A 21,506-nucleotide genomic window follows, 5' to 3' on the forward strand; every position below is an offset into this window, starting at 1 on the left:
ACCGCCGTGTACCGAACGGTACGCACGGTGGTGTGAGAGGTCGGGAAATTCATTTGAATTTCCCTCCTACTCGATTTATAAAAAATTTTTAAAAATTTTTTTATTTTTTTAAAACCTGATCGATTTTTGAATTGTCTTATAAGTGTAAGGCACAAAACAATGAATAAAAAATTGTGCTGATTGTAAAAATAAGATTTCAAATTTTAGGAGGAAAAAACAATGAAAAAAGGAAACAAGGAATTATTCGAGCAGGTAACATTTGATGACGTAGCATACGCAAGGGATGTTGTAGCAGGTGCAGATGAAAAGCTCGAGAAATGCAAACGTGGTTTGATTGTTGGATTAGTTGCATCACTTGGTTGGCTTATAATGGCTTTAATTCCTCAAGTGAGTGCATTTCTCGCTTGTTTAGGTATGTTAATTGGTGTTGTCGGAACAATTGCAGCATATGTACTTGGCGGAGGTTTAGGAAAGGCATTTTCTACTGGATTCAAGCTCGCCAAAATAGGCTGGTTTATTGTCCCAATTTTCCCAGTTGATATTTTTGTTGGAATTACAGCATTTTGTATCGTAGGTTGGTTTTTTATCTTTGTACCATCATTATTTGTATTTATTAATATGAGACAGATTTCAAAAGAAAAGGATGCAGCAGAAGAATTCTTAGGCTATTGCCGCTAAATAATAAAGCCTACTTCACTTTTCATTTACAACCTGTGAAGTGGGCTGGGAAAAGAGGTGGTTTTATGGATAAAAATAAACCTAAGCCAATGTCCATCTTTTATTCGTTAGCCAAAAAAGAAATGAATTATCAGCTTCTGTCAAGGGAACAAGCTACGCAAATATTAAATAATATTCTGTTGTTTTTAAGAGCTAAAAAACGATAGATTAGGTAACAGAGTTTATTGACATTACTTTTATATGTATTTTTATAATATTAATTTATGGGAGGCATTGATATATGCGAAAAAGAATAATAAGTACAATCATGATTTCAATCATGTCTTTATCACTAGTAGGTTGTGGTAATAGTAGCGACAGCTCTAGTGTAGATAATTCTGCAACTGTTGAAGAAGGCACAGCTGAGGAAGAAGTGGATGACAGATATAGTGGAACATACATAAATCTAGATGAAATGAATATATATCTGGATGGAGTAAAATATACACTTGGCAAAAGCACCATGGGTGAGATGTTGGAGAATGGTGTAAACCTTGAAAGTAATAACATGGAAGGATTCGATAGTACAATTGAACCAGGTAAAATGATAACAGGAGGATACAAGATTTCTTCAAGTAAAGAAGGTTCGGTAATATGTCAATTGCTAATGATACAGATCAGGAAATTCCTGTTACTGAGTGTAAGTTGAATTCAATAGACTATAAAGTAAGACGTTCACAAGATGTGGATGAAAATGTTATCGGATTTGATATCCCATTTGAGATTACCCCAGAGGAACTAATAGAAAATTCAGGTGAACCAACAGAAAGTAGAGAAGATTCTTATAGTGCTGTACTTTCATACAAGAAAGAAGAAGGCAATATGAAATATACAGAAACAGTTGGGATAAGTGATGGTGGCATAGACTATGTTTGGTTAACTATTATTTACAATTAACAACAAATTAGCCATCCAATATAGGATGGCTCGAATCGGATATAAAGTAATGTTTACAACGTTATGGCAAAGTCATTATTTTGCGATACTAGGAGTAAATACATATAGGAGTATGATTATGATGAAAAAGAAAATATTAGGGTTTATTTTGGCAACTGTTATGACTTTTACAATGTTCACTGCGTGTGGTAGCAGTAATTCTGAGAGCACAATAGTTGATGATGAAGTTAAAACTGCGGAAAATGAAATTCCTGAATGGCTTGAAGCAATTACTACAGATTGGGATGAATGGATGATTACAGACATCGATGGAGTTGGTGAGATATCATTAAGTGCATACACGCCTAATGAAAAAGATGGAAAAGTAATTACATCATATAATATAAATTGTGAGAATACAAAAAATCCATCGGACAACAGAATATCACCATTTGGTAGTAATGGAGTTTACATTAGAAAATGCAACAATTGGTATATGATAATTGCTGTAGGCCAATATGATGAAAATGAAGGTTTAGTAAGAAATTCAGGCTATGTTTTTGACACATCCCTAGAAAATGCCTTTGATGAAGCTAATTACGTAAGTATTATCATAGAAGAGAATTTTTTAGGATGCCATGAGACTAAGTTGATAGAAGACGAGAATGGTAAATCTATAGAGTGTGACCAAAACGATGAAGTCCAAGCAATGGCAATGGATTTTGCTATTAATGGATTGTCTAACTGGACTCGTCTAGATGAAAAACTATTAGCATCTGATAAAGAAACAGCTTACAAGTTATATCTCGAGAATAATGAAGAGATTCAGGCATCAATAAATGAGCATGAGTTCAAAGAGGATGTAGCAGCCTACATTGCAAACTTTGATTACAGCCAAGTCAAAATCCCTGATGAAGCAAATCCTAACGTGGAATCTACTAATGAGGAAATTATAGAAGATGAAGCTGCTACAGAGATTGAACCAACAGATGAACTGGAAGAAGAATCTGATAATAATCAAGATTTAAAGGGATGGTATGGCCTAACAGAAGCTAGCTGGCAGGAATATGGTATGGATTTATACCTTAATTTTACAAGCTCTGATTCAGGTGCTATCAGAGATGGTGACTTAGGTGGCAAATTTACTAAGGACGGAAATGAATACAGATACACAACTGAATTTGGAACCTTTACATTCACTTTAGATATTAATAGTGATGGTACTCTTACATATCATTGCGTAGATGGAACATTTACATTAGAAAAATGCGACGAGCCTTCATAGAAAATATTGTTAAACTAAAAATAAGGCCACCTCGAAAGGCGGCCTTAATCAAATTTACGCTGTTCTATGTCTATTATTATGTTTCTTTATCTTATGCGTGTGTTGAGACATTGACTCAGTCTTCTGCTCAAATGCTGCAAGGTCAGGATTGTCTCTATGATTTTTGCAATAGTTTTCATAAGCAGGAGTTTTATGCTTCTGGCTTGCCCAGATTTCATTAGCAACAGGAGCCCATTCTTTCGCATAGTCATCGGCTTTTTCACAGAGGTGGTCCACAGATTCTGGCGATTCCAAATTTGTCTGGCAGGCACCAGTTTCATTTACCATCTTGCGGAGAAGCTCAGGGTTTTCAAGCATAGGGCAAGGTCTTAAATGATTTCTGTTGAATGGCTGTCCTTCGTGATAAGCCATGAATAGCGGGCTCTGCAATATTTCTAAAATAGATTTCTCGCGTATGTTTGAATCTGAATAGTGAATAAACACGCATGGTTCAGCATCCCCATTGGAGTTGATATGGAAATAGTTGCGACCACCTGCGATGCAACCACCAACAAATTCTCCATCGTTCTGAAAGTCCATTGGGAAGAACTCAATGTCACTTTTATCGGAACGAATTTCACGTATTCTTTCTATCATCTTTCTTCGCTGTTCTACTGTAGGCATCAATTCCTTAACAGCATTGTTTCCAACTGGCATGTAGTGGAAATAAAAACCGAAGCGTGCGCCCTTAGATGCAATAAAGCGAAGGAAATCGTCACTAGTGACGGCTTCAATATTATCTCTCGTATAGCAAATCGAAGTGCCATAGACAATCCCGTATTTCTTTAAAAGATCCATGGCCTTCATTACGGCATCATAATGGCCTTCACCTCTACGTTTATCATTTGTCTCTGGCGTGCCTTCTATAGAAAGCATAAATGTAAGATTTCCTAACTCAACGACCTTTTTACAAAGCTCCTCATCAATAAAAGTTGAATTTGAATATGCAGCAAAGAAACAATCATTATGCTTCTCACAAAGTCTAATAATATCCTTCTTTGCGCACATTGGCTCTCCCCCTGTCATCATATAGACATAAACACCAAGCGCCTTACCCTCAGTGACGATTTTATCCATATCCTCAAAGCTCAGCTTTACCTTATGTCCATATGTACCTGACCAACAACCAACACAATGCATATTACAAGCCATTGTTGGATCAAATAATATCAACCATGGAATGTTGCAATTGTATTTTTCTCTGTTGGCACGAATCATTTTAGTTCCCCTGAAAAAGGCTTCGTATCCGAGATTTAGCGCCATCTTATGAACATACTCTGGATTAGATTCATCGATAACCTTGTTAATAAAGTTAACCCAGCGGTTATCTGAATTTTGAAATGCCTTTCGAACTTTATCCAGGCTCTCTTTTTTAGCACCATCTTTCCCCCAAAACTTTTCAGCGTAATCGATTAGCTGCAGATAGTAATCAGTTCTATGGGAGGTGTCATTTAAGTTACTTAAGAATTTGTGTATAGCAAGAGAAAAAGCTTCTCGCTGAATTGAATGTTTTATACTTGCAATTGTGTTTGCCATTATTCTACCTCCATCTACAAATAACCTTCTCTAAGTTAATGATAGGCTGAATAGCCAGATACGGCAATAATCATCAATTGAGTTGTGTTGACAAAAGATGTACATTACTAAAAATATGTATAACAACCTGAATTCTGTTGGTGATTTGCATATGATTCGTATTGATGTAATTCTTTTTTCATACCAAGACCTCTTTGGATTTATCATAACATCACTATATTTATTAAAAGACAATAAATTTTATCAAACTCGACAATAATTTATTAAAACGCCAGTATATTTATCAAAACGCCCTAAAATTTATTATTTGTTATTGTTTTATTTCTATATTTATGTTTGGTCAAGATATTTTACTAAACAAAAAGCACCAACAATATGCTGATGCTTTGTAAAACTATATCAATGGATGTTCATCCATATATTTTTCAGTAGCCAAAATATTTGGGATTGAATGTTCCAACTCACGGGCATAGAGGTATGTGAGTCTGATAATATCATCAAGAGCTATATTTTTATGCTCCAAATAATGTGCCAGGCACAAATCTCTGATGTGCATGCATGTGGCAACTGCAAGCTGTGCCTGACCGTAGTAGTATTCGTCGTAGGCAGAACCACAGAAATATGCATAGATAAAATAAACGAGAATCTGCTCAAGAACAACTTCGAAATCAACATTCTGGCGCTTTAAACAGTTGACCATGGACTTTAAACTAGAAATCGTATTTACGTTATAATCTAGATAAAGCCTCCCTTCAGTGAACTTCAGGATATCCTCAAATTCATCTCCGGTATATTCCCATTCCTTCATGGCTCCGAATATAATCTGATTGACGGATTTTCCCTCAGCAATATGGAAAATTTCAACATTCAAAACAGCACCCATATCAAGAGAATCTAAAGAATCGTCTTCTAACACAGCAAAATCAATTTCACTCTGGAATGCCTCCGCAATAGAGAGAATGTGAGCAGCACGCTCAGCAAAGGGCAGACTTCTATCCTGGGCAATCTGCAAAAATCGTTCACGTAAAACTGCTAAATACCCATAAACTTCCTGTTCGAAATCATCATAGTCTTCGCAATCAGCTGTATCATCTTCACGACCATAAAAGCTTACAGCATCTGCTCTATTTAGAATGATCCTTGCAACCTCGGGACATGAGATGCTAAGAGAATATTCCCTATTGCCTTCAAATTCCTCGATATGCCTTGGAAATGTGGCACAGGTTTTGCAAAGAATATTTTCCCCATGCTCTAAAATAAGCCGACACAATCCATCCTCTCGCAGGTTTAGGCACATCTTTTTATCATCGTAATGAAAAATCTCATTATCAAAATCCACAGTTTTAATCCCCATGGAACGATACTGTTCAAGAGAATCCTCATCGATTTCGATTTGCCATCCGCCGCAACAGGTCTTAGGACACTTGTCGGATATACATTTGAAATTATCGTAATAATCTGGATATAAATATTTCATATAAATTCTTAATGTTGGATAATACGGGCAGGATTGCCAACAGCAGTAGCTCCCGCAGGTACATCATGAACAACAACAGCATTGGCACCGATTTTGGCACCAGCACCAACAGTAACTGGCCCAATAATTGCAGCACCAGCGCCGATATCAACGCCGTCTTCAATAACAGGAACACCTCGTCCATTTGTACCAACAACAGCACCCTGACGAATAGTTACGTTTTTGCCGATGATGGCGTCAGTGTGAATAACGATGCATGAAAAATGATCAATCATAAAGCCTTCGCCAATTTCATGAATATGGCTTGGAATATCGATGCCATATTTGACAGAAACGCTGTGAAATCTCAAACGTGTGAAAAATGCCAGAGGCTTCATACAATTGTGAGAATTCTGGTAGCAAAGCTTGCGGTACCAGTAGCTCCATGCATATCCAGGCTTCATTTTATATGTTTTAAAACGTGCTATAGGCGACATGTTATCGCAATAGCGCTTGTAGTCGCTGTCAAGAAGCGCCTTGTACTGTCCCTTTGTCATCTCAGTTCCTCGTAAATATTAAATAATTTATCGCAATATTCGTTGATATTATTATATTCTAATGCGCGAGCATTCGCACCTGTGGATTTTTTTGCATAAAGTGCTGAATCCGAAAGCAATTCCGTAATTGCATTCACATATTCTTCCTTTGTATGACATACATATCCACAAGAGGAATCAATAATTTTGCCAAGTCCACCATTATCGGTTCCTACAACTGGTACATTTAAAGACATAGCTTCCAGCGCCACAAGTCCAAAGCCTTCCCATTTTGAAGGCATTATCTGCACCTTTGTATGAGCCATATAATCATAGGAATTCTTTTTAAATCCCTCGAGAATAACTTTATCCTCCAAGCCAGCACTCTTAACAAAAGATGAAAGCTGCTCATAAAGCTCACCGTCACCAACAAGTCTAGCCCTTTTAATAACGCCATTTTTAATTAGTTCAGAGGCAACCTCTACAACCATCATAGGGTCCTTTTGCTCTGTTAATCGACCAACAAAAAGAATATCGCTATCTAGCTCATCATTAGAATCGCAATCAAAGTCATTTTCAGTAACTGTACCTGTAAATGTAAAATCAGCCACCTGTGAACGAACACCATCCACTGAAAAGGGATTGCCAATTATAGTGATAGGACACTTGATTTTGCTAGTGTATCTATACTCGTCGTAAACAGCATCTGAAACCATGAGAATATGGTTAAAATATTTGCATGCCATTTTATAAGCAATGGATTTAATATTTAAATCTTTTATCCAAGGTGGATTGTTGTGAAGATGTGAAACGATAGGTACAGAACCCTTTAAAGCAATGCCACAAAGCACGCTGGCTGTGAAATCGTGAGCGTGAACCACAGTAGGATGCAATTCTTCTACAGCCTTTTTTATTTCATAAACAGAGAGCTTATCAATGCCGCGATAACAATTGATAAGCCCTATAGATTTCAGTTTGTCCTCTATTGGACCATGAGGAGCCATGTAAATGAATTCCTCACGGTCAGAGAGTCCTTTAATAATTTGGCAGACAACGTTTTCTGCCCCTGAATAAATATTTGATTTGATTACATGTAAAACCATGCCCGATTATTCTCCTGAATAGATATAACGTGTAGTGTTGCTACCGTATTCATAAGTGCTGAGGTACTCGTGTAACTCATGGAATGACTTAGGAAATTCGATTCCAAGCTCCTCAGCGATTTCTCCATTATAAAGCTTTACAGCTTCGTCTGAATCACCGTATGTGATTTTGATTGTTGAAATATCTTCGCCGTCAAATACCTTAACAGCCTTTTTACCAGCTGAATATCCAAGTGAATATGGATCAGTAAAAAGTGTAACAAGTGAATTCTCAGCAATTGTATTGTCACCGCCAACGATAACTACGTCAGACTCAGTTGCAATACTGCTAATTGTCTCCATCTGGTCAGTAATGCTACTGCCGAAAGGAATGTAGATAACAGAACATTCATCACAAACTTCCTGAATAAGGCTCTCGAGAGTCTCTTCTTCAGTTTCCTCTGTTTTTGAAGTCGCCTCAGTAGTGGTCTCTTCTTCGGTGTTTTCGTCTGTCTCATCATCAGAATGTGAAGTAACAATTTTGCCACCAGTCCAGAATTCTGAAGTCTCTGCAACTCTAGTAGAAGATGGAGCGTTGAGACCTACAACTGTGTCTTCCTCAAGTGCCTCAACTATATCATCAATACCTGTCTTTGCAGAATATGCTGTGTATTTGCTAGGAGTAAGAGCTGTAGAAGCCTGCTCTTCTTGTACAACAGTGTCATTTTCGCTGGCTGGAATAATGTATTCCTTCCATGGAATGCCTGCCTGATCAAGATAGCCCTCGAAAATTTCGTTCTGGTAAATTGAATCAGTATCCTCTGGAGTAAACAAAATACCAACAGTCTGTAAATCAGGAGTAGCTTCAATCATAAGAGAAACCTGATCAACGATTGGTGGCTTGCTGCTGACACCAGTAACATTAATTCCTGTAGTTTTGTCCCAAGATTTACCGTTAAGGCTGGTGATTCGAAGTGTTCCCTTGAAATCAACAATGCCTGTGGCAACGATTGGAGTAGTATCAGTAGCTTCAGTAGCAGATGTAAGGGCTGACTTGCCAGCTGTAAAAATCATATCAGGTGATTTTGAAAGAGCTGTATTCACAAGCTGATCAGTTGTAACCTCCTCAGCTGGAGTATAAGTTGTAATGGAAATGTGGCTCTCACCTAAGTAGTCTGAAAGGCAATCTGTGAATCCCTGCAACAGAATTTGATTATATTCATTGTCATCTGATAGACATGCTGCTATATTATATACGTAAGAATCATCTACAGATTCTACTTCAGATTCTTTTTCCGGTTCAGATGAAGTTCTATTACGAAAGGCAACGAGGCCTACGATTAATGCCGCAATTAATAGAACGCTTACAATTTTTTTCTTCATAATATTCCTTTTTATATCAATTATTAGAACACAATTTTAATTAGAAAACGCTAATAAGTCAAATGAGAGCAAAAAACTCCCGACTCGTCAAAAGAATTATAGACTTAACAATAGGATTATTGTACCCAAAACAATGTATGTCCTGCGGCAAAGTTTTATTAAAAATAGAAAAAGAAATAGGATTTTGCCGGCAATGTAGCAAAAAAGTTCAGCTTGTTGGGGCAAATAGCTGCATGTGCTGTGGAAAACCAATTGAGGATTCCTCAGATGAATATTGTCAGCAGTGCAATAATTCCAATCATTATTTTTTACAAAACAAAGCAGTATTTATATATGAAGGTCCTTTAAAACTCAGCATGTACAAATTTAAATATTCAAACCGACGTTGTTTCGCTGAGCATTATGCGAAATATGCCTTCAAAAAATATGGCAAATGGATTGCTGAAAACAACATTGAAGCAATTGTGCCTGTACCCATGTACAATAAGAAGAAAAAAGTCCGCGGATACAATCAGGCAGAGGTATTTGCCAAGGCTTTAAGCCAGCTTACAGGCATTCCAGTGGCTGACAAAATTGTCAGACGAGAGAAAGAAACTGTAGCAATGAAAGAGTTAAAAGGTGGAAAAAGAAAGAAAAATCTGTTAAAAGCTTTCAAACTTGCAGAAAATATTGTACAATTTAGAAAAGTGCTTATAGTTGATGATATTTATACAACTGGCACAACAATGGATGAAATGGCGAAAACGCTAAAGACTGGGGGAATATCAGAAGTTTACGGATTGTGTATTTGCATTGGCAAAGGGTAACGATTAACAGGAGGTATTACCTATGGATGTCAGAAATTGCAGAAGTTGCGGACGACTTTTTAATTATTTAGGAGGACCTAATATCTGTCCTGCTTGTCGTGAAGAATCAGAGAAGAAATTCCAGAATGTAAAGGAGTATATCCGTGAGAATCCTAGGGCTTCTATTCAGGAAATCTCTGATGAAAATGAAGTTTCTACACAACAGATCAAACAGTGGATTCGCGAGGAAAGATTACAGTTCGCGGATGATTCTCCTGTTGGAATTGAGTGTGAAATTTGCGGTGCTACTATCAAAACAGGAAAATATTGTGATAACTGCAAAAACAATACAGCTGCGGCTCTCGCAAAGTCTATAGAAAAGCCAAAGGCCCCAGAACCACCAAAGGAAAAGCCAAAGAAGGAAAACAAGATGAGATTCTTGGAAAAATAGTGTATGTAAATTTATACCTGTCAACATCATGTTGGCAGGTGTTTTTTTTGGTGGGCACTTATGTTATACTTACCCTGATTAACTATGTTGGATAGAGGATAAATTATGATAAACGAAGAGCGAGTAAAGCACATGACAGCCATGGCTATATTCGAAAAAGAGCTAGGGCCTGAATATCAGCCGATGCTCAAGTATTCAAAAAAAGAGTACGTAGCTCTACATGGTTGGGGCGGCTTTTTGGCTGGTACATTAATCTACGGTGTGATTTATGCTTTAATCATTACCTACATAATAGGAAATGTCATCGAGAATCTTACACAGATGTACATGCTTCTATTTATATTAATTGGATTACTGGTTTACGCTGCATATATTATCATTCACGTGCATAATGTTAGACGCCGTGCAGCCAGACATTACAAGAGAGGCCGACGCCTTATCAAAGAATTAGCAAGCAAATATTCAAAGCTCAACCTTATGTATGAGGACGAGGCGCAGCAGACAAAACCATTGTTAGCAAGAGGCTATACAGACTTAGACTAAAGGGAATAATTAATTATGAATGCTTTTATTAGATTACGTGACGATATTAGGAAATACGTTCTTTCCAGAGAGATTTTCTTTTTGAGAATATGGAATGCCTTGGTGGCATTTGTTGGACTTATGTGTATCCGAAGCAATTTCGGACATCAGAAATTTGTTAGTCAAATATGGGTGACAATACTCGTTTCAATAATTTGTGCTTTCTTCCCAATCCAGGGAGTATCGCTTGTTTTGGCAATAGTTCTATTTATTGACCTTGCATCCCTTAGCACACAAATTGCTCTAGTTGCACTAGCACTTTTGGTAGTTGGCTATCTCGTTTGTGCATATTTTAGAAGCAAGAATACCTACAATATGGTTGTAGTTCCAGTTTGCTATTCATTCGGAGCACCATACGTTATGTCTCTTGGCGCAGGCTTGATGTCTAGCGTTAATGAACTTGCGTCAATTATCTGCGGTTCAGTAATCGCATTTTACTTACACATCGTAAAAGAAAACATTACACCAATTTTGGATGAGACCACTGAGGTTGACATCCTTACATTGTTAAAAGAGCAGATGCTCGAAAACAGATTGTTCTGGTTCTTCATCGTAGCTATGACAGCAATGTTTATGGTGGTTTATCTACTTAGACAGGCCAATATTAACATGTCATGGATTATTGCAAATGCAGCAGGCGTTGCAATCGAGTTCATCATCATGCTTTCGGGTTACCTTCTCACCAGCCAAAAGGGCGAGATTCCAGGCCTTATCCTTGGTAATGTTTTAGTTTTACTTGTTGGCGTAATACTTAATTATTTTGTTCTAGATTTGGATTATTCTAGAATCGAAAAGGTTCAGTTCGAGGATGACGACTATTACTATTACGTAACAGCCGTACCTAAAATCAGAATCGTAGAAGAAGACAAAGAAATTAAGAAAATATAAATACAACCCGTTACGGGTAGTTAGGAAGTGGGCTAGTGGTTGATTTTATCAATGCTGCTGATGCATTCATCGATGATTACTTTAATGTTAATCTTCCTGATGTTTCTATCACAGACATAATCGAGATTATCATAATTTCATATTTCATGTATCACCTACTGGTTTGGATTAAAAATAGTAGAGTGTGGATGCTCATTAGGGGTGTTATCTTCATCCTTATCTTTTTTGTGTTCGCAGCAATCTTCCAAATGAGCACTATTCTTTGGTTGGGCGAGAAATTAGTTTCTGTCGCAGTGACGGTGCTGATTGTAGTTTTCCAGCCAGAGCTTCGTAGAGCCCTTGAGCAGATTGGTAGACGTAAAATCAAGTCTATCTTCAGTTGGAACTTGCTCAAAACTGCATCAAAGAAGTTTGATGATTCCACAATCGTAGGCATGGTTACAGCTTGCTACGAAATGGGCGCTGTAAAAACAGGCGCACTTATTGTTGTAGAAAATGACATGCAGCTGACTGAGTTTGAGCGTACAGGTATTAGCCTTGATGCACTTGTCACCAGACAGCTACTTATCAATATATTCGAGAAAAACACACCTCTTCACGATGGCGCTGTAATCGTTCGTGGAGATCGAGTTGTTTCTGCCACATGTTATCTTCCTCTTTCAGATAACATGGGACTTTCAAAGGATCTTGGAACTAGACATAGAGCCGCTGTTGGAATCAGCGAGGTTTCAGATTCCCTTACTATCGTTGTCTCCGAGGAGACAGGAACTGTTTCCTACGCTCGCGAAGGGCGTATCGTTCGCGATGTAAAAGAGGACGAGCTTATTGCAGAGCTTAAACGACTCCAGAATACCGATGAAGAAAACGATGATTTAGACGTAGAAAAGAGGGAGGCGTAGGATGAAACAAAAGATTTTAAAAGCCCTCACCAAGGACGTCGGATTAAAAATACTTGCTTTTATATTTGCGTTTCTTCTATGGCTGGTGGTTGTCAATATTGATGACCCTACCCAGACCAGGACATTTACTTCGGTAGTTACAGTCACCAACGAAGACGTGCTTAAAAGCGCTGGAAAGCTCTATGAAATCAAAGACGGTGTCAATACTGTCAGCTTCAGAGTTACAGCGAAGCGTTCCATCATAGAGAAGCTTTCACCATCAGATTTCTCTGCTGTTGCAGATATGAACAATCTGGAAAATGGAGAGAGAATTCCAGTTACAGTCACAGCAAAAACATATGCTAACTACATCACAATCTCTAACAAGCAAAATTATTTATATGTAGAGCTTGAGGATGAGGCAACTAATAGATTTGTTATCAATGCCAAAACCACCGGTGAGGCGGAAGAAGGCGTTGAGGTGGAGACAGTTACCTGCAGCCCTACCGTAATTACGGTAACAGGTCCCCAGGAGGTTGTTTCTAGCATCGAGACAGTAGAGGCTAGCGCCAATATCAAAGGAGTTAACACAGACTTTACTGAAAATGTTATTCCTAAATTCTACGATGCTTCGGGCAATGAGGTAGATACAAAGGACCTTAGCCTTTCAGTATCTACAGTTAGCGTTAGTGTTCATTTTAACAATGTTAAAACAGTGGACATTGCAGTTAAAACTAGCGGCACGCTAGCTAGCGATTTGACACTTGGTTCAATCAAAACCGACCCGTCATCAGTAATGATCATCGGTGAGGCTAGTGCTTTGAACAATGTATCAAACATCACCATACCAGAATCAGTTATTAATCTGTCTAATGTTACAGGTTCCTTCATTACGACAGTTGATATTAGCTCATACCTGCCAGAAGGTGTTGAGCTTACAGATCCTAATTCGTCAAAGGTTACTATTTATGTTCTTATGGAAAATGAGACCAATGCTACGGCTCATGTTCCTGCTAGCAACATTGAACTCAGAAATGTACCAGAGGGATTGGCTGTTACTCTTGAAACAGAGAGTGTCAGCGTCAATGTATTTGGTACTGAGTCAGCCTTGGCAGCCCTTAATACAGAGGACATTATAGGATACGTTGATTGCTCTAATTTATCAGTTGGAGACTCACAGAGTACAGTTCTCCAGTTTGATAATTTAGAAGATATCACCATACAAAACACATCCGTAACAGTAAAAGTGGTAGAGGATGAATCTTCCACAAATAGCGAGGATGATAATAATTAAGAATAGAGGAATTATTTAGAATGGGAAGATTATTTGGAACAGACGGTGTTAGAGGTGTAGCTGGTTCAGAGCTTACAATCGACCTCGCACGTTCACTTGGACAGGCAGGCGCTTATGTACTTACAAAGGAGGCTAGCCACCAGCCAACAATTATCGTTGGTTGCGACACACGTATTTCAGGCACAATGCTTGCTTCTGCACTTATGAGCGGTATCTGCTCAGTTGGTGCTAATGCAGTTTACGTTGGAGTTCTTCCAACACCAGCAATTGCTTACCTTACACGTAAGCACAAGGTTGACGCAGGTGTAGTTATTTCTGCCAGCCACAATCCAATGGAGTTCAACGGAATCAAGTTCTTTAATGGCGAAGGCTTCAAGCTTTCTGATGAGCTTGAGGATGAGATTCAGGAGCTTATCGAAAGCGATATGAAGGGAATCAATTTCCCAACAGGCGCAGAAATCGGCAAGGTTGATTTCAGATTCGATTTAGGAAGAGAATATGTTGACTTCCTTAAGAACACTGTACCACTTGATTTATCAGGACTTAAAATTGTTATCGATTGTGCTGAAGGTGCTTCTTACAGAACTTCAGTTGCTTGTCTCTCAGAAATGGGTGCAGAGCTTATCACAATCCACAACAACCCAGACGGAACAAACATCAATAGCAACTGCGGTTCAACACACATGGATGAGCTAAAGGCTCGTGTAGTTGCTGAGAACGCTCAGATCGGTCTTGCATTTGATGGCGATGCCGACAGAATGCTTGCTGTAGACGAGCATGGTAAGCTTGTTGACGGTGACCAGATTATGGCCATCTGCGCAAAGCACATGAAGGACAAGGGTACCCTTAAAAAGGACACTTGCGTAGTTACAGTTATGACAAACCTTGGCTTCACACTTATGGCAAAGGAGCAGGGAATCCACGTTGAGTCTACAAAGGTAGGCGATAGATACGTTCTTGAGAATATGCTTGCAAATGGTTACAATATCGGCGGCGAGCAGAGTGGACACGTTATTTTCTTAGATGACAATACAACAGGAGATGGTCTACTTTCAGCTTTACACTTACTTAGAGTAGTTGTAGAGACAGGCAAATCATTATCAGAGCTTGCATCTATCATGGAAGTACTTCCACAGGCTCTTGTTAATGCAAAGGTTCCAAATCATAAGAAAGAAAGCTACATGGAGTATCCTGAGATTTCTGCAGCAATCCAAAAGCTTGAGGCAAAGTTTGCTGGTGAAGGTCGTGTTCTCATCCGTCCATCAGGTACAGAGCCACTTGTTCGTGTTATGATTGAAGGCAAAAACCAGGAAGAAATTGAGGCAGATGCAAAGGCTCTTGCAGACCTCATTATGGCTACAATGCTTTAATTATTAGATAAACTAAGGAGCAATCCCTTGCTGACAAACGTATTCTGCGGCTCCGTTATTGGCGCTTAGAATATTACTATCGTCGCAAGGATTGAATATAGAGTAAAGGGTTATGGTTACACAAAAAGTTAAAATTAAAAATGCAACTGGTCTTCATTTGCGCCCAGCGGGACTCCTTTGTGAGATAGCAATGAAGTACAGTAGCAAAATTACATTTCAAACTGATAACCACTACGAGGCAAATGCCAAATCAGTTCTTAGTGTACTTGGCGCTTGCGTCAAAAGTGGGGAAGAAATCATTATCACCTGCGAAGGCACCGATGAAGCCGAAGCCCTTGCAGATATAGTAAGTTCGATAGAATCGGGCTTAGGAGAATAAAAAATCGTGTAAATGAAACATGATTTTTTACATAAAGTTACAATAGCTCGTAAATAGATTTTAAATAGCCTGTAGTTATCAAGCTCTTAATGTTGCCGAAGGAGGCGTTTTAGCCGACAAAGGCAATATTAAGGCTTGAGAACGTAACAGGCGAGAGAAATACTTGGAGCTTGAGAATGTAACAGGCGAGAGATATCTAGGAACGAGCGAGATACTAGTTTTAGGAGGAAAGAATAATGTTGAATTACAAGCGTTACAAAGCAAACCCAGTGTTACAGTTTCCAGAGCGTACATGGCCTGAAAAGCAGATCACCAAGGCTCCAATATGGTGTTCAGTTGACCTACGTGACGGCAACCAAGCCCTCGTCGAACCAATGTCTGTCGACGAAAAAATGGAACTATTCAACCTCCTACTAAAACTCGGCTTCAAAGAAATTGAAATTGGCTTCCCAGCAGCTAGCCAGATCGAATTTGATTTTTTAAGAAAATTAGTTAAAGAAAACAAAATCCCTGATGATGTAAAGGTTCAGGTGCTTTCTCAGTGTAGAGAAGAGCTTATTGACCGTACATTCGAGGCAATCCAGGGCATTCCAAATGTTATTTTCCATATTTACAATTCCACATCTACATTGCAGCGAGATGTTGTTTTCAATGCAGATAAGGATGAAATTATTGAGATTGCAAAAAAGGGTACTCAGATGGTCAAAGACCGTCTTGATAGATATAATGGAAATCTTCAGTTAGAGTATTCACCTGAGTCATTCACAGGTACTGAGGTAGAGTTTGCACTTGATATTTGTACAGCAGTTCAGGAAACATGGAATCATGCAACAGATGCTCCTATTATTTTCAATTTGCCTGCAACTGTTGAGATGAATACACCAAATGTTTATGCAGACCAAATCGAATGGATGAGCACACACTTCAAGGATCGTGATAACATTATCCTTTCAATTCATCCACATAACGATAGAGGTACAGGCGTTGCTATTACAGAGCTTGGACTTCTTGCTGGCGCAGACCGTGTAGAGGGCACACTTCTTGGAAACGGTGAGCGCACAGGAAATGTAGACATTCTTACAATTGCTTACAATATGTTCTCTCAGGGTGTTAACCCAGAGTTGGATCTTGATGATATAAAAGAAATCGTTGAGGTTTGTGAGCGAGTTACTAAAATGCCAACAGACGCAAGACACCCATATGCTGGTGAGCTTGTGTTTACAGCATTCTCTGGTTCACACCAGGATGCTATAAATAAGGGCGTTCGCGCAATGAACGAGCGCCAGAATATGTACTGGGAGGTTCCATACCTTCCAATCGACCCTGCAGATATCGGTCGTAAATACGAGCCAGTTGTTCGTATCAACAGCCAGTCTGGCAAGGGTGGAGTTGCCTTTGTTATGGATACAGTTTACGGCTTCAAGCTTCCAAAGAAGATGCAGCGTGAGTTCGCTGATGTCGTTCAGTACATTTCTGAAAAGCAGGGTGGCGAGGTTACACCACAGCGCATTATGGAGGCCTTCAAGTCTCAGTATCTTGAGAACAAAGAGCCACTTACACTTGAATATGTTGTTATCAAGGATAACAAGGATAGTGACGACACAATTGCAGTTCTTGACTTCAGCTACAATGGAGAAAAATTCCATTCAGAAGCAGAAGGAAATGGACCTATCGATGCTGTTAAGCTTGCAATCAAGCAATGCGTACCAGAGCTTGACTTTACACTCATCGATTACACTGAGCACACACTTTCTCAGGGACAGGGTTCAGGCGCAAAGGCTGCTGCTTACATTGAGATGCGCGATGAGCGCCATGGCAACACCACATTCGGTGTCGGCGTAAGCTCAAACATTACACGTGCATCTATCCGTGGTATGTTTAGCGCATACAATAGACTTATTGCAAAAGTCAAGGATTATGTTTAAATAGCATACAGCTATTAAGCTTTTGTGATTAATAGAAACCTGTAGTTATCAAGTTTTTAATGTTGCCGAAGGAGGCATGTTAGCCGACAAAGGCAATATTAAGGCTTGAGAACGTAACAGGTTAGATAGGAAGGAAATTATTGTTAAAATGAGAAAAATTCTTGTAACTGGTTGCAATGGTCAATTAGGCCGTGCAATTCAGAAGGAATATGGTAATGAGGTTGAGTTCATCTTAACTGACGTTGTTGAGGGTGAGAATATTTCTCCACTTAACATCATGGATTTAGATGAGGTTCTTAGCTTTGTTGAGGCTAAAAAGCCAGATGTTATTATTAACTGCGCAGCTGCTACAAACGTAGATGGCTGCGAAAAGGATTGGGATTTTGCATACAAGCTCAATGCCCTTGGCCCTAGAAATTTGGCCATTGCAGCTACAAAGGTTGGCGCAAAGCTTGTACATGTCAGCACAGACTATGTTTTTCCAGGCAATGCATCTAAGCCTATTACCGAATTTGATCAGCCAGCACCAATCAGTGCTTACGGCAAAACAAAATACGAGGGCGAGAAATTTGTACAGCAGTTTGCTAGCAAATGGTTCATCGTTCGTACAGCCTGGCTTTATGGCGATGGCAAAAACTTTGTTAAGACAATGCTTAGCCTTGCAGAGACTCATGATGAGCTCTCAGTAGTTTGTGATCAGCTTGGTTCACCTACATCAGCAGTTGAACTTGCAAGAATGATTCATCATTTAGAGCCTACAGAAAACTATGGTATTTTCCATGGCACCTGCGAAGGCGATACAAACTGGGCAGATTTCACAGAAGAAATTTTCCGCCTCAAGGGCATCAATGTAAAGGTCAACCACGTTACTAGCGAGGAATACAAGAAAATGAATCCAGCTAGTGCCGACAGACCACACTATAGCATCCTGGACAACTACATGCTTCGTCTCACAACAGATTACCGCATGGCCGATTGGAAGGACGCCCTCCGGGAGTACCTCGCATAAAACGTTAATGGACGCATGAAACCAGTTTTCACGCGTTTAATAAATACATTTAATTTAAAATGATTTAATTCGGGCAAATTACATAGTGTTAAATTTTGTAGATTCCATATATTTTATCTGACAGGCATTACGAGGCCGTCGGCACTTAGTGAGGACGGAGTCCGAACTTAGTACCGCTACGAGACGAGAATAGCGAGAGCGTGCCTAAAGATAATATATATGGGAGCTACAAAAGATAGAAACTCTATGGGATTTGCCCGTCAAAAAGGAGATTAAAATGAGAACATATTTAGTAACAGGTGGAGCTGGTTTCATCGGCTCAAACTACATTCATTACATGTTTAAGAAATATGATAATGAAATCAGAATCATCAACGTAGACAAACTTACCTACGCTGGTAACCTTGAAAATCTCAAGGACATCGAAAACCGTGACAACTACACATTTGTTAAGGCTGACATCTGTGACAAGGAAGCTATCCGCAAGGTATTCGCAGAGAATGACATCGATAGAGTTGTTCATTTTGCAGCTGAGTCACACGTAGACCGTTCAATCAAGAACCCAGAGGTTTTCGTTCAGACAAACGTACTTGGTACAGCTGTAATGCTTAACTGTGCAAAGGAAGCTTGGGAGCTTCCAGATGGTACATTCAAGGAAGGAAAGAAATTCCTTCACGTTTCTACAGATGAAGTTTATGGATCACTTCCAGATGATGACAATGCATTCTTCTATGAGACATCACCATATGATCCACATTCACCATACTCAGCTTCAAAGGCCAGCTCAGACATGCTTGTAAAGGCTTACATGGATACATACAAGTTCCCTGCAAACATTACAAACTGCTCTAACAACTATGGCCCTTACCAGTTCCCTGAGAAGCTCATTCCACTTATCATCAACAATGCACTTCAGGGCAAGGACCTTCCAGTTTACGGTGATGGTAAAAACGTACGTGACTGGTTATATGTAGAGGACCATGCTAAGGGAATCGATATGGTTCAGGAGCAGGGTAAGCTTTTCGAGACATACAACATCGGTGGACACAATGAAAAGCAGAACATCCAGATTATCCACATCATCCTTGATACACTTCAGGAGATGCTTCCAGAGGGAGACCCACGTAAGGAGCTTGTTTCTGAGAATCTTATCAAATACGTTACAGATCGTAAGGGACATGACCGTCGTTACGCTATCGCACCTGACAAAATCAAGGCTGAGGTAGGCTGGTATCCAGAGACATGCTTCGAGGAAGGCATCAAGAAGACAATCGCATGGTTCTTTGAGCACGAAGATTGGATGAAGAACGTAACATCTGGCGACTACCAGAAGTACTACACAGACATGTACTCTAACAAATAAATCTATGCTGTGTGCAAAATGTTACGCTCACAAGCCTTAGATTCCCCTACAGTGACTAAAATGTCACTTTCGGAGAACAAAGAGCTTGTTAGCTACATTTTGAATAAAGCGTAGAATATGTCTCGAAGATAGTAAGAAACAATATTCGAGATGTTCATCTAAAATGTTACGTTTACTAAGCGTAATTAATGCATTTAAGTATAAATAGCCTGTAGCAGACAAGCTCTTATATTACTCAAGCGAAGCATGTTAGCTGAGCGGAGTAATGATAAGGCTTGTATGCGTAACAGGCGGGAGAAAAAATGAAAAAATATGATTATTTAGTCGTAGGTGCGGGACTCTTTGGAGCTACTTTTGCCTACGAAGCTATGAAGCGCGGCAAGTCAGTGCTTGTAATCGACAAGCGTGACCACATTGCCGGCAATATTTATACAAAGGAAGAGGATGGAATCAATGTGCACGTTTATGGTGCCCATATTTTCCATACTAGTGATAAAAAGATTTGGGAGTACATGAACCAGTTCGCTGAGTTCAACAACTACATTAACTCTCCAGTGGCTGTTTATAAGGATGAGTTATACAATCTTCCATTTAACATGAACACATTCTCAAAAATGTGGAACATTAAGACTCCTGCTGAGGCAAAGGCTAAAATTGCTGAGCAGATTAAAGAGCTTAACATCACAGAGCCTAAGAACTTAGAGGAGCAGGCACTTTCTTTAGTTGGTACAGATGTTTATGAAAAGCTTATCAAGGGCTACACACAAAAGCAGTGGGGCCGCCCATGTACAGAGCTTCCAGCCTTTATCATCAAGAGATTGCCACTTAGATTTACATACGATAATAACTATTTTAACGATAGATTCCAGGGTATCCCAATGGGTGGATACACGCAGATTGTTGAGAAGATGCTTCAGGGCGCAGACGTGGTTGTTAGCCAGGATTACTTCAAGCTCGTTCAGTCAGGTAAACTTAATGACGGCACAGAAGTTTCTTGGGGCAAGCTTGTATTCACAGGTCAAATCGATGAGTACTACAATAGCTGCTTCGGACCACTGGAGTACCGTTCAGTTCGTTTTGAGACAGAAAAGCTGGACGAGGAAAACTATCAGGGAAATGCAGTTGTAAACTACACTGAGGCAGAGGTGCCATACACTCGTATCATCGAGCACAAGCACTTCGAGTTTGGCAAGCAGCCTACAACTATCATCTCTAGAGAATATTCTTCAGAGTGGAAGCCAGGCGTTGAGCCATACTACCCAGTAAATAATGACAAAAATAATGCAGTATATCAGCAGTACGCTGACAAGGCTGCATCTGACAAAGACGTAATCTTCGGCGGCCGTCTCGGCCAGTACAAGTACTACGACATGGATAAGGTTGTAGCCGCAGCCCTAGAATGCGTCGCACACGAATTCAACTAAACGCAAAAACGTAAAGGACTGCAGCTGTTCCTGATACAGCTGCAGAGAAGAGGTTTATATTTTTTAGAAATAGCAGCATCATAGAGTCGGCAAGCGCGAGCAGGGGTGCTAAAGGTCCTGTGGACCTTTAGCACCGACCGTAGTGAAACGGAGACAGTATCGTGCAAGCTAGGAAGGAACCGCTTTAGCAGGAGGTTGCCTAGCGCAGTACGAGGGGTGCCCTGCGGGAGCATGTAAGATTAGAATGC

Annotated in this window: 22 protein-coding genes; 17 read left to right on the forward strand and 5 right to left on the reverse strand. The window is 39.5% G+C overall.

Annotation, left to right across the window (positions count from 1 at the left end; genetic code table 11):
* Positions 1–219 precede the first annotated feature (219 nt).
* From E7276_RS02190 to E7276_RS02210, 5 genes are all read left to right on the forward strand, one after another.
* On the forward strand, positions 220–678 hold the full coding sequence (locus E7276_RS02190; RefSeq protein WP_294213186.1) for a hypothetical protein: 459 nt from the start codon (positions 220–222) through the stop codon (positions 676–678).
* 65 nt (positions 679–743) lie between these two features.
* Positions 744–884 carry a hypothetical protein gene (locus E7276_RS02195; protein WP_294213187.1) on the forward strand — a complete coding sequence of 47 codons (141 nt, stop codon included), beginning with the start codon at positions 744–746 and terminating at the stop codon, positions 882–884.
* A 74-nt stretch (positions 885–958) separates the two neighbouring features.
* Positions 959–1,366, forward strand: coding sequence for a hypothetical protein (locus E7276_RS02200; protein WP_294213189.1), 408 nt, complete (start codon positions 959–961; stop codon positions 1,364–1,366).
* Positions 1,312–1,614, forward strand: a complete 303-nt coding sequence (locus tag E7276_RS02205) for a hypothetical protein (RefSeq protein ID WP_294213191.1) — start codon at positions 1,312–1,314, stop codon at positions 1,612–1,614. Before E7276_RS02200 ends, E7276_RS02205 begins: the two co-directional genes overlap by 55 nt.
* Positions 1,615–1,732: 118 nt before the next feature.
* On the forward strand, positions 1,733–2,878 hold the full coding sequence (locus E7276_RS02210; RefSeq protein ID WP_294213193.1) for a hypothetical protein: 1,146 nt from the start codon (positions 1,733–1,735) through the stop codon (positions 2,876–2,878).
* A 54-nt stretch (positions 2,879–2,932) separates the two neighbouring features.
* Here the strand turns inward: E7276_RS02210 and E7276_RS02215 are convergent, their stop codons facing one another.
* The 5 genes from E7276_RS02215 to E7276_RS02235 all read right to left on the reverse strand — a co-directional run bounded on the left by E7276_RS02215 (position 2,933) and on the right by E7276_RS02235 (position 8,910).
* The gene (locus E7276_RS02215) at positions 2,933–4,453 is read right to left on the reverse strand and encodes a radical SAM protein (protein WP_294213195.1); all 1,521 of its coding nucleotides are present in this window, start codon (positions 4,451–4,453) and stop codon (positions 2,933–2,935) included.
* 394 nt (positions 4,454–4,847) lie between these two features.
* A complete protein-coding gene (fliB, locus tag E7276_RS02220; RefSeq protein ID WP_294213197.1) occupies positions 4,848–5,930 on the reverse strand; it encodes a flagellin lysine-N-methylase in 1,083 nt (360 codons plus the stop codon).
* 8 nt (positions 5,931–5,938) lie between these two features.
* Positions 5,939–6,466 (reverse strand): serine O-acetyltransferase, encoded by a 528-nt coding sequence (locus tag E7276_RS02225; protein ID WP_294213200.1) that lies wholly within the window; start codon positions 6,464–6,466, stop codon positions 5,939–5,941.
* Positions 6,463–7,548, reverse strand: a complete 1,086-nt coding sequence (locus E7276_RS02230; protein ID WP_294213203.1) for a glycosyltransferase — start codon at positions 7,546–7,548, stop codon at positions 6,463–6,465. The genes E7276_RS02225 and E7276_RS02230 overlap by 4 nt, the downstream gene beginning before the upstream one ends.
* Before the next feature lie 6 nt (positions 7,549–7,554).
* The gene (locus E7276_RS02235; protein WP_294213204.1) at positions 7,555–8,910 is read right to left on the reverse strand and encodes an ABC transporter substrate-binding protein; all 1,356 of its coding nucleotides are present in this window, start codon (positions 8,908–8,910) and stop codon (positions 7,555–7,557) included.
* A 62-nt stretch (positions 8,911–8,972) separates the two neighbouring features.
* On the opposite strand from E7276_RS02235, the gene E7276_RS02240 reads away from it, so the two are divergent.
* The 12 genes from E7276_RS02240 (at position 8,973) to glf (ending at position 21,258) form a co-directional block, all read left to right on the forward strand.
* Positions 8,973–9,716 (forward strand): ComF family protein, encoded by a 744-nt coding sequence (locus E7276_RS02240; protein ID WP_294213206.1) that lies wholly within the window; start codon positions 8,973–8,975, stop codon positions 9,714–9,716.
* Positions 9,717–9,738: 22 nt separating this feature from the next.
* The gene (locus tag E7276_RS02245) at positions 9,739–10,146 is read left to right on the forward strand and encodes a FeoC-like transcriptional regulator (protein ID WP_294213208.1); all 408 of its coding nucleotides are present in this window, start codon (positions 9,739–9,741) and stop codon (positions 10,144–10,146) included.
* Positions 10,147–10,251: 105 nt separating this feature from the next.
* Positions 10,252–10,689 (forward strand): hypothetical protein, encoded by a 438-nt coding sequence (locus E7276_RS02250; protein ID WP_294213210.1) that lies wholly within the window; start codon positions 10,252–10,254, stop codon positions 10,687–10,689.
* 15 nt (positions 10,690–10,704) lie between these two features.
* Positions 10,705–11,616: a hypothetical protein gene (locus E7276_RS02255; protein ID WP_294213212.1), complete on the forward strand. Its 912-nt coding sequence runs from the start codon at positions 10,705–10,707 to the stop codon at positions 11,614–11,616.
* 35 nt (positions 11,617–11,651) lie between these two features.
* On the forward strand, positions 11,652–12,515 hold the full coding sequence (cdaA, locus tag E7276_RS02260; RefSeq protein ID WP_294213214.1) for a diadenylate cyclase CdaA: 864 nt from the start codon (positions 11,652–11,654) through the stop codon (positions 12,513–12,515).
* A gap of 1 nt (position 12,516) precedes the next feature.
* A complete protein-coding gene (locus E7276_RS02265) occupies positions 12,517–13,788 on the forward strand; it encodes a CdaR family protein (protein WP_294213216.1) in 1,272 nt (423 codons plus the stop codon).
* A gap of 20 nt (positions 13,789–13,808) precedes the next feature.
* A complete protein-coding gene (gene glmM, locus E7276_RS02270; RefSeq protein WP_294213218.1) occupies positions 13,809–15,158 on the forward strand; it encodes a phosphoglucosamine mutase in 1,350 nt (449 codons plus the stop codon).
* A gap of 112 nt (positions 15,159–15,270) precedes the next feature.
* Positions 15,271–15,537, forward strand: a complete 267-nt coding sequence (locus tag E7276_RS02275; RefSeq protein ID WP_294213220.1) for an HPr family phosphocarrier protein — start codon at positions 15,271–15,273, stop codon at positions 15,535–15,537.
* Between the two features lie 236 nt (positions 15,538–15,773).
* The gene (gene leuA, locus E7276_RS02280) at positions 15,774–17,462 is read left to right on the forward strand and encodes a 2-isopropylmalate synthase (RefSeq protein WP_294213223.1); all 1,689 of its coding nucleotides are present in this window, start codon (positions 15,774–15,776) and stop codon (positions 17,460–17,462) included.
* A gap of 148 nt (positions 17,463–17,610) precedes the next feature.
* Positions 17,611–18,471 carry a dTDP-4-dehydrorhamnose reductase gene (gene rfbD, locus E7276_RS02285; RefSeq protein WP_294213226.1) on the forward strand — a complete coding sequence of 287 codons (861 nt, stop codon included), beginning with the start codon at positions 17,611–17,613 and terminating at the stop codon, positions 18,469–18,471.
* A 277-nt stretch (positions 18,472–18,748) separates the two neighbouring features.
* Complete coding sequence (gene rfbB, locus E7276_RS02290) at positions 18,749–19,834, forward strand: dTDP-glucose 4,6-dehydratase (protein ID WP_294213228.1); 1,086 nt, start codon at positions 18,749–18,751, stop codon at positions 19,832–19,834.
* Between the two features lie 302 nt (positions 19,835–20,136).
* The gene (glf, locus tag E7276_RS02295; protein WP_294213230.1) at positions 20,137–21,258 is read left to right on the forward strand and encodes a UDP-galactopyranose mutase; all 1,122 of its coding nucleotides are present in this window, start codon (positions 20,137–20,139) and stop codon (positions 21,256–21,258) included.
* Positions 21,259–21,506 lie beyond the last annotated feature (248 nt).

Source organism: Pseudobutyrivibrio sp. (assembly GCF_015057185.1).
In the GTDB taxonomy this organism is placed as follows: domain Bacteria; phylum Bacillota; class Clostridia; order Lachnospirales; family Lachnospiraceae; genus Pseudobutyrivibrio.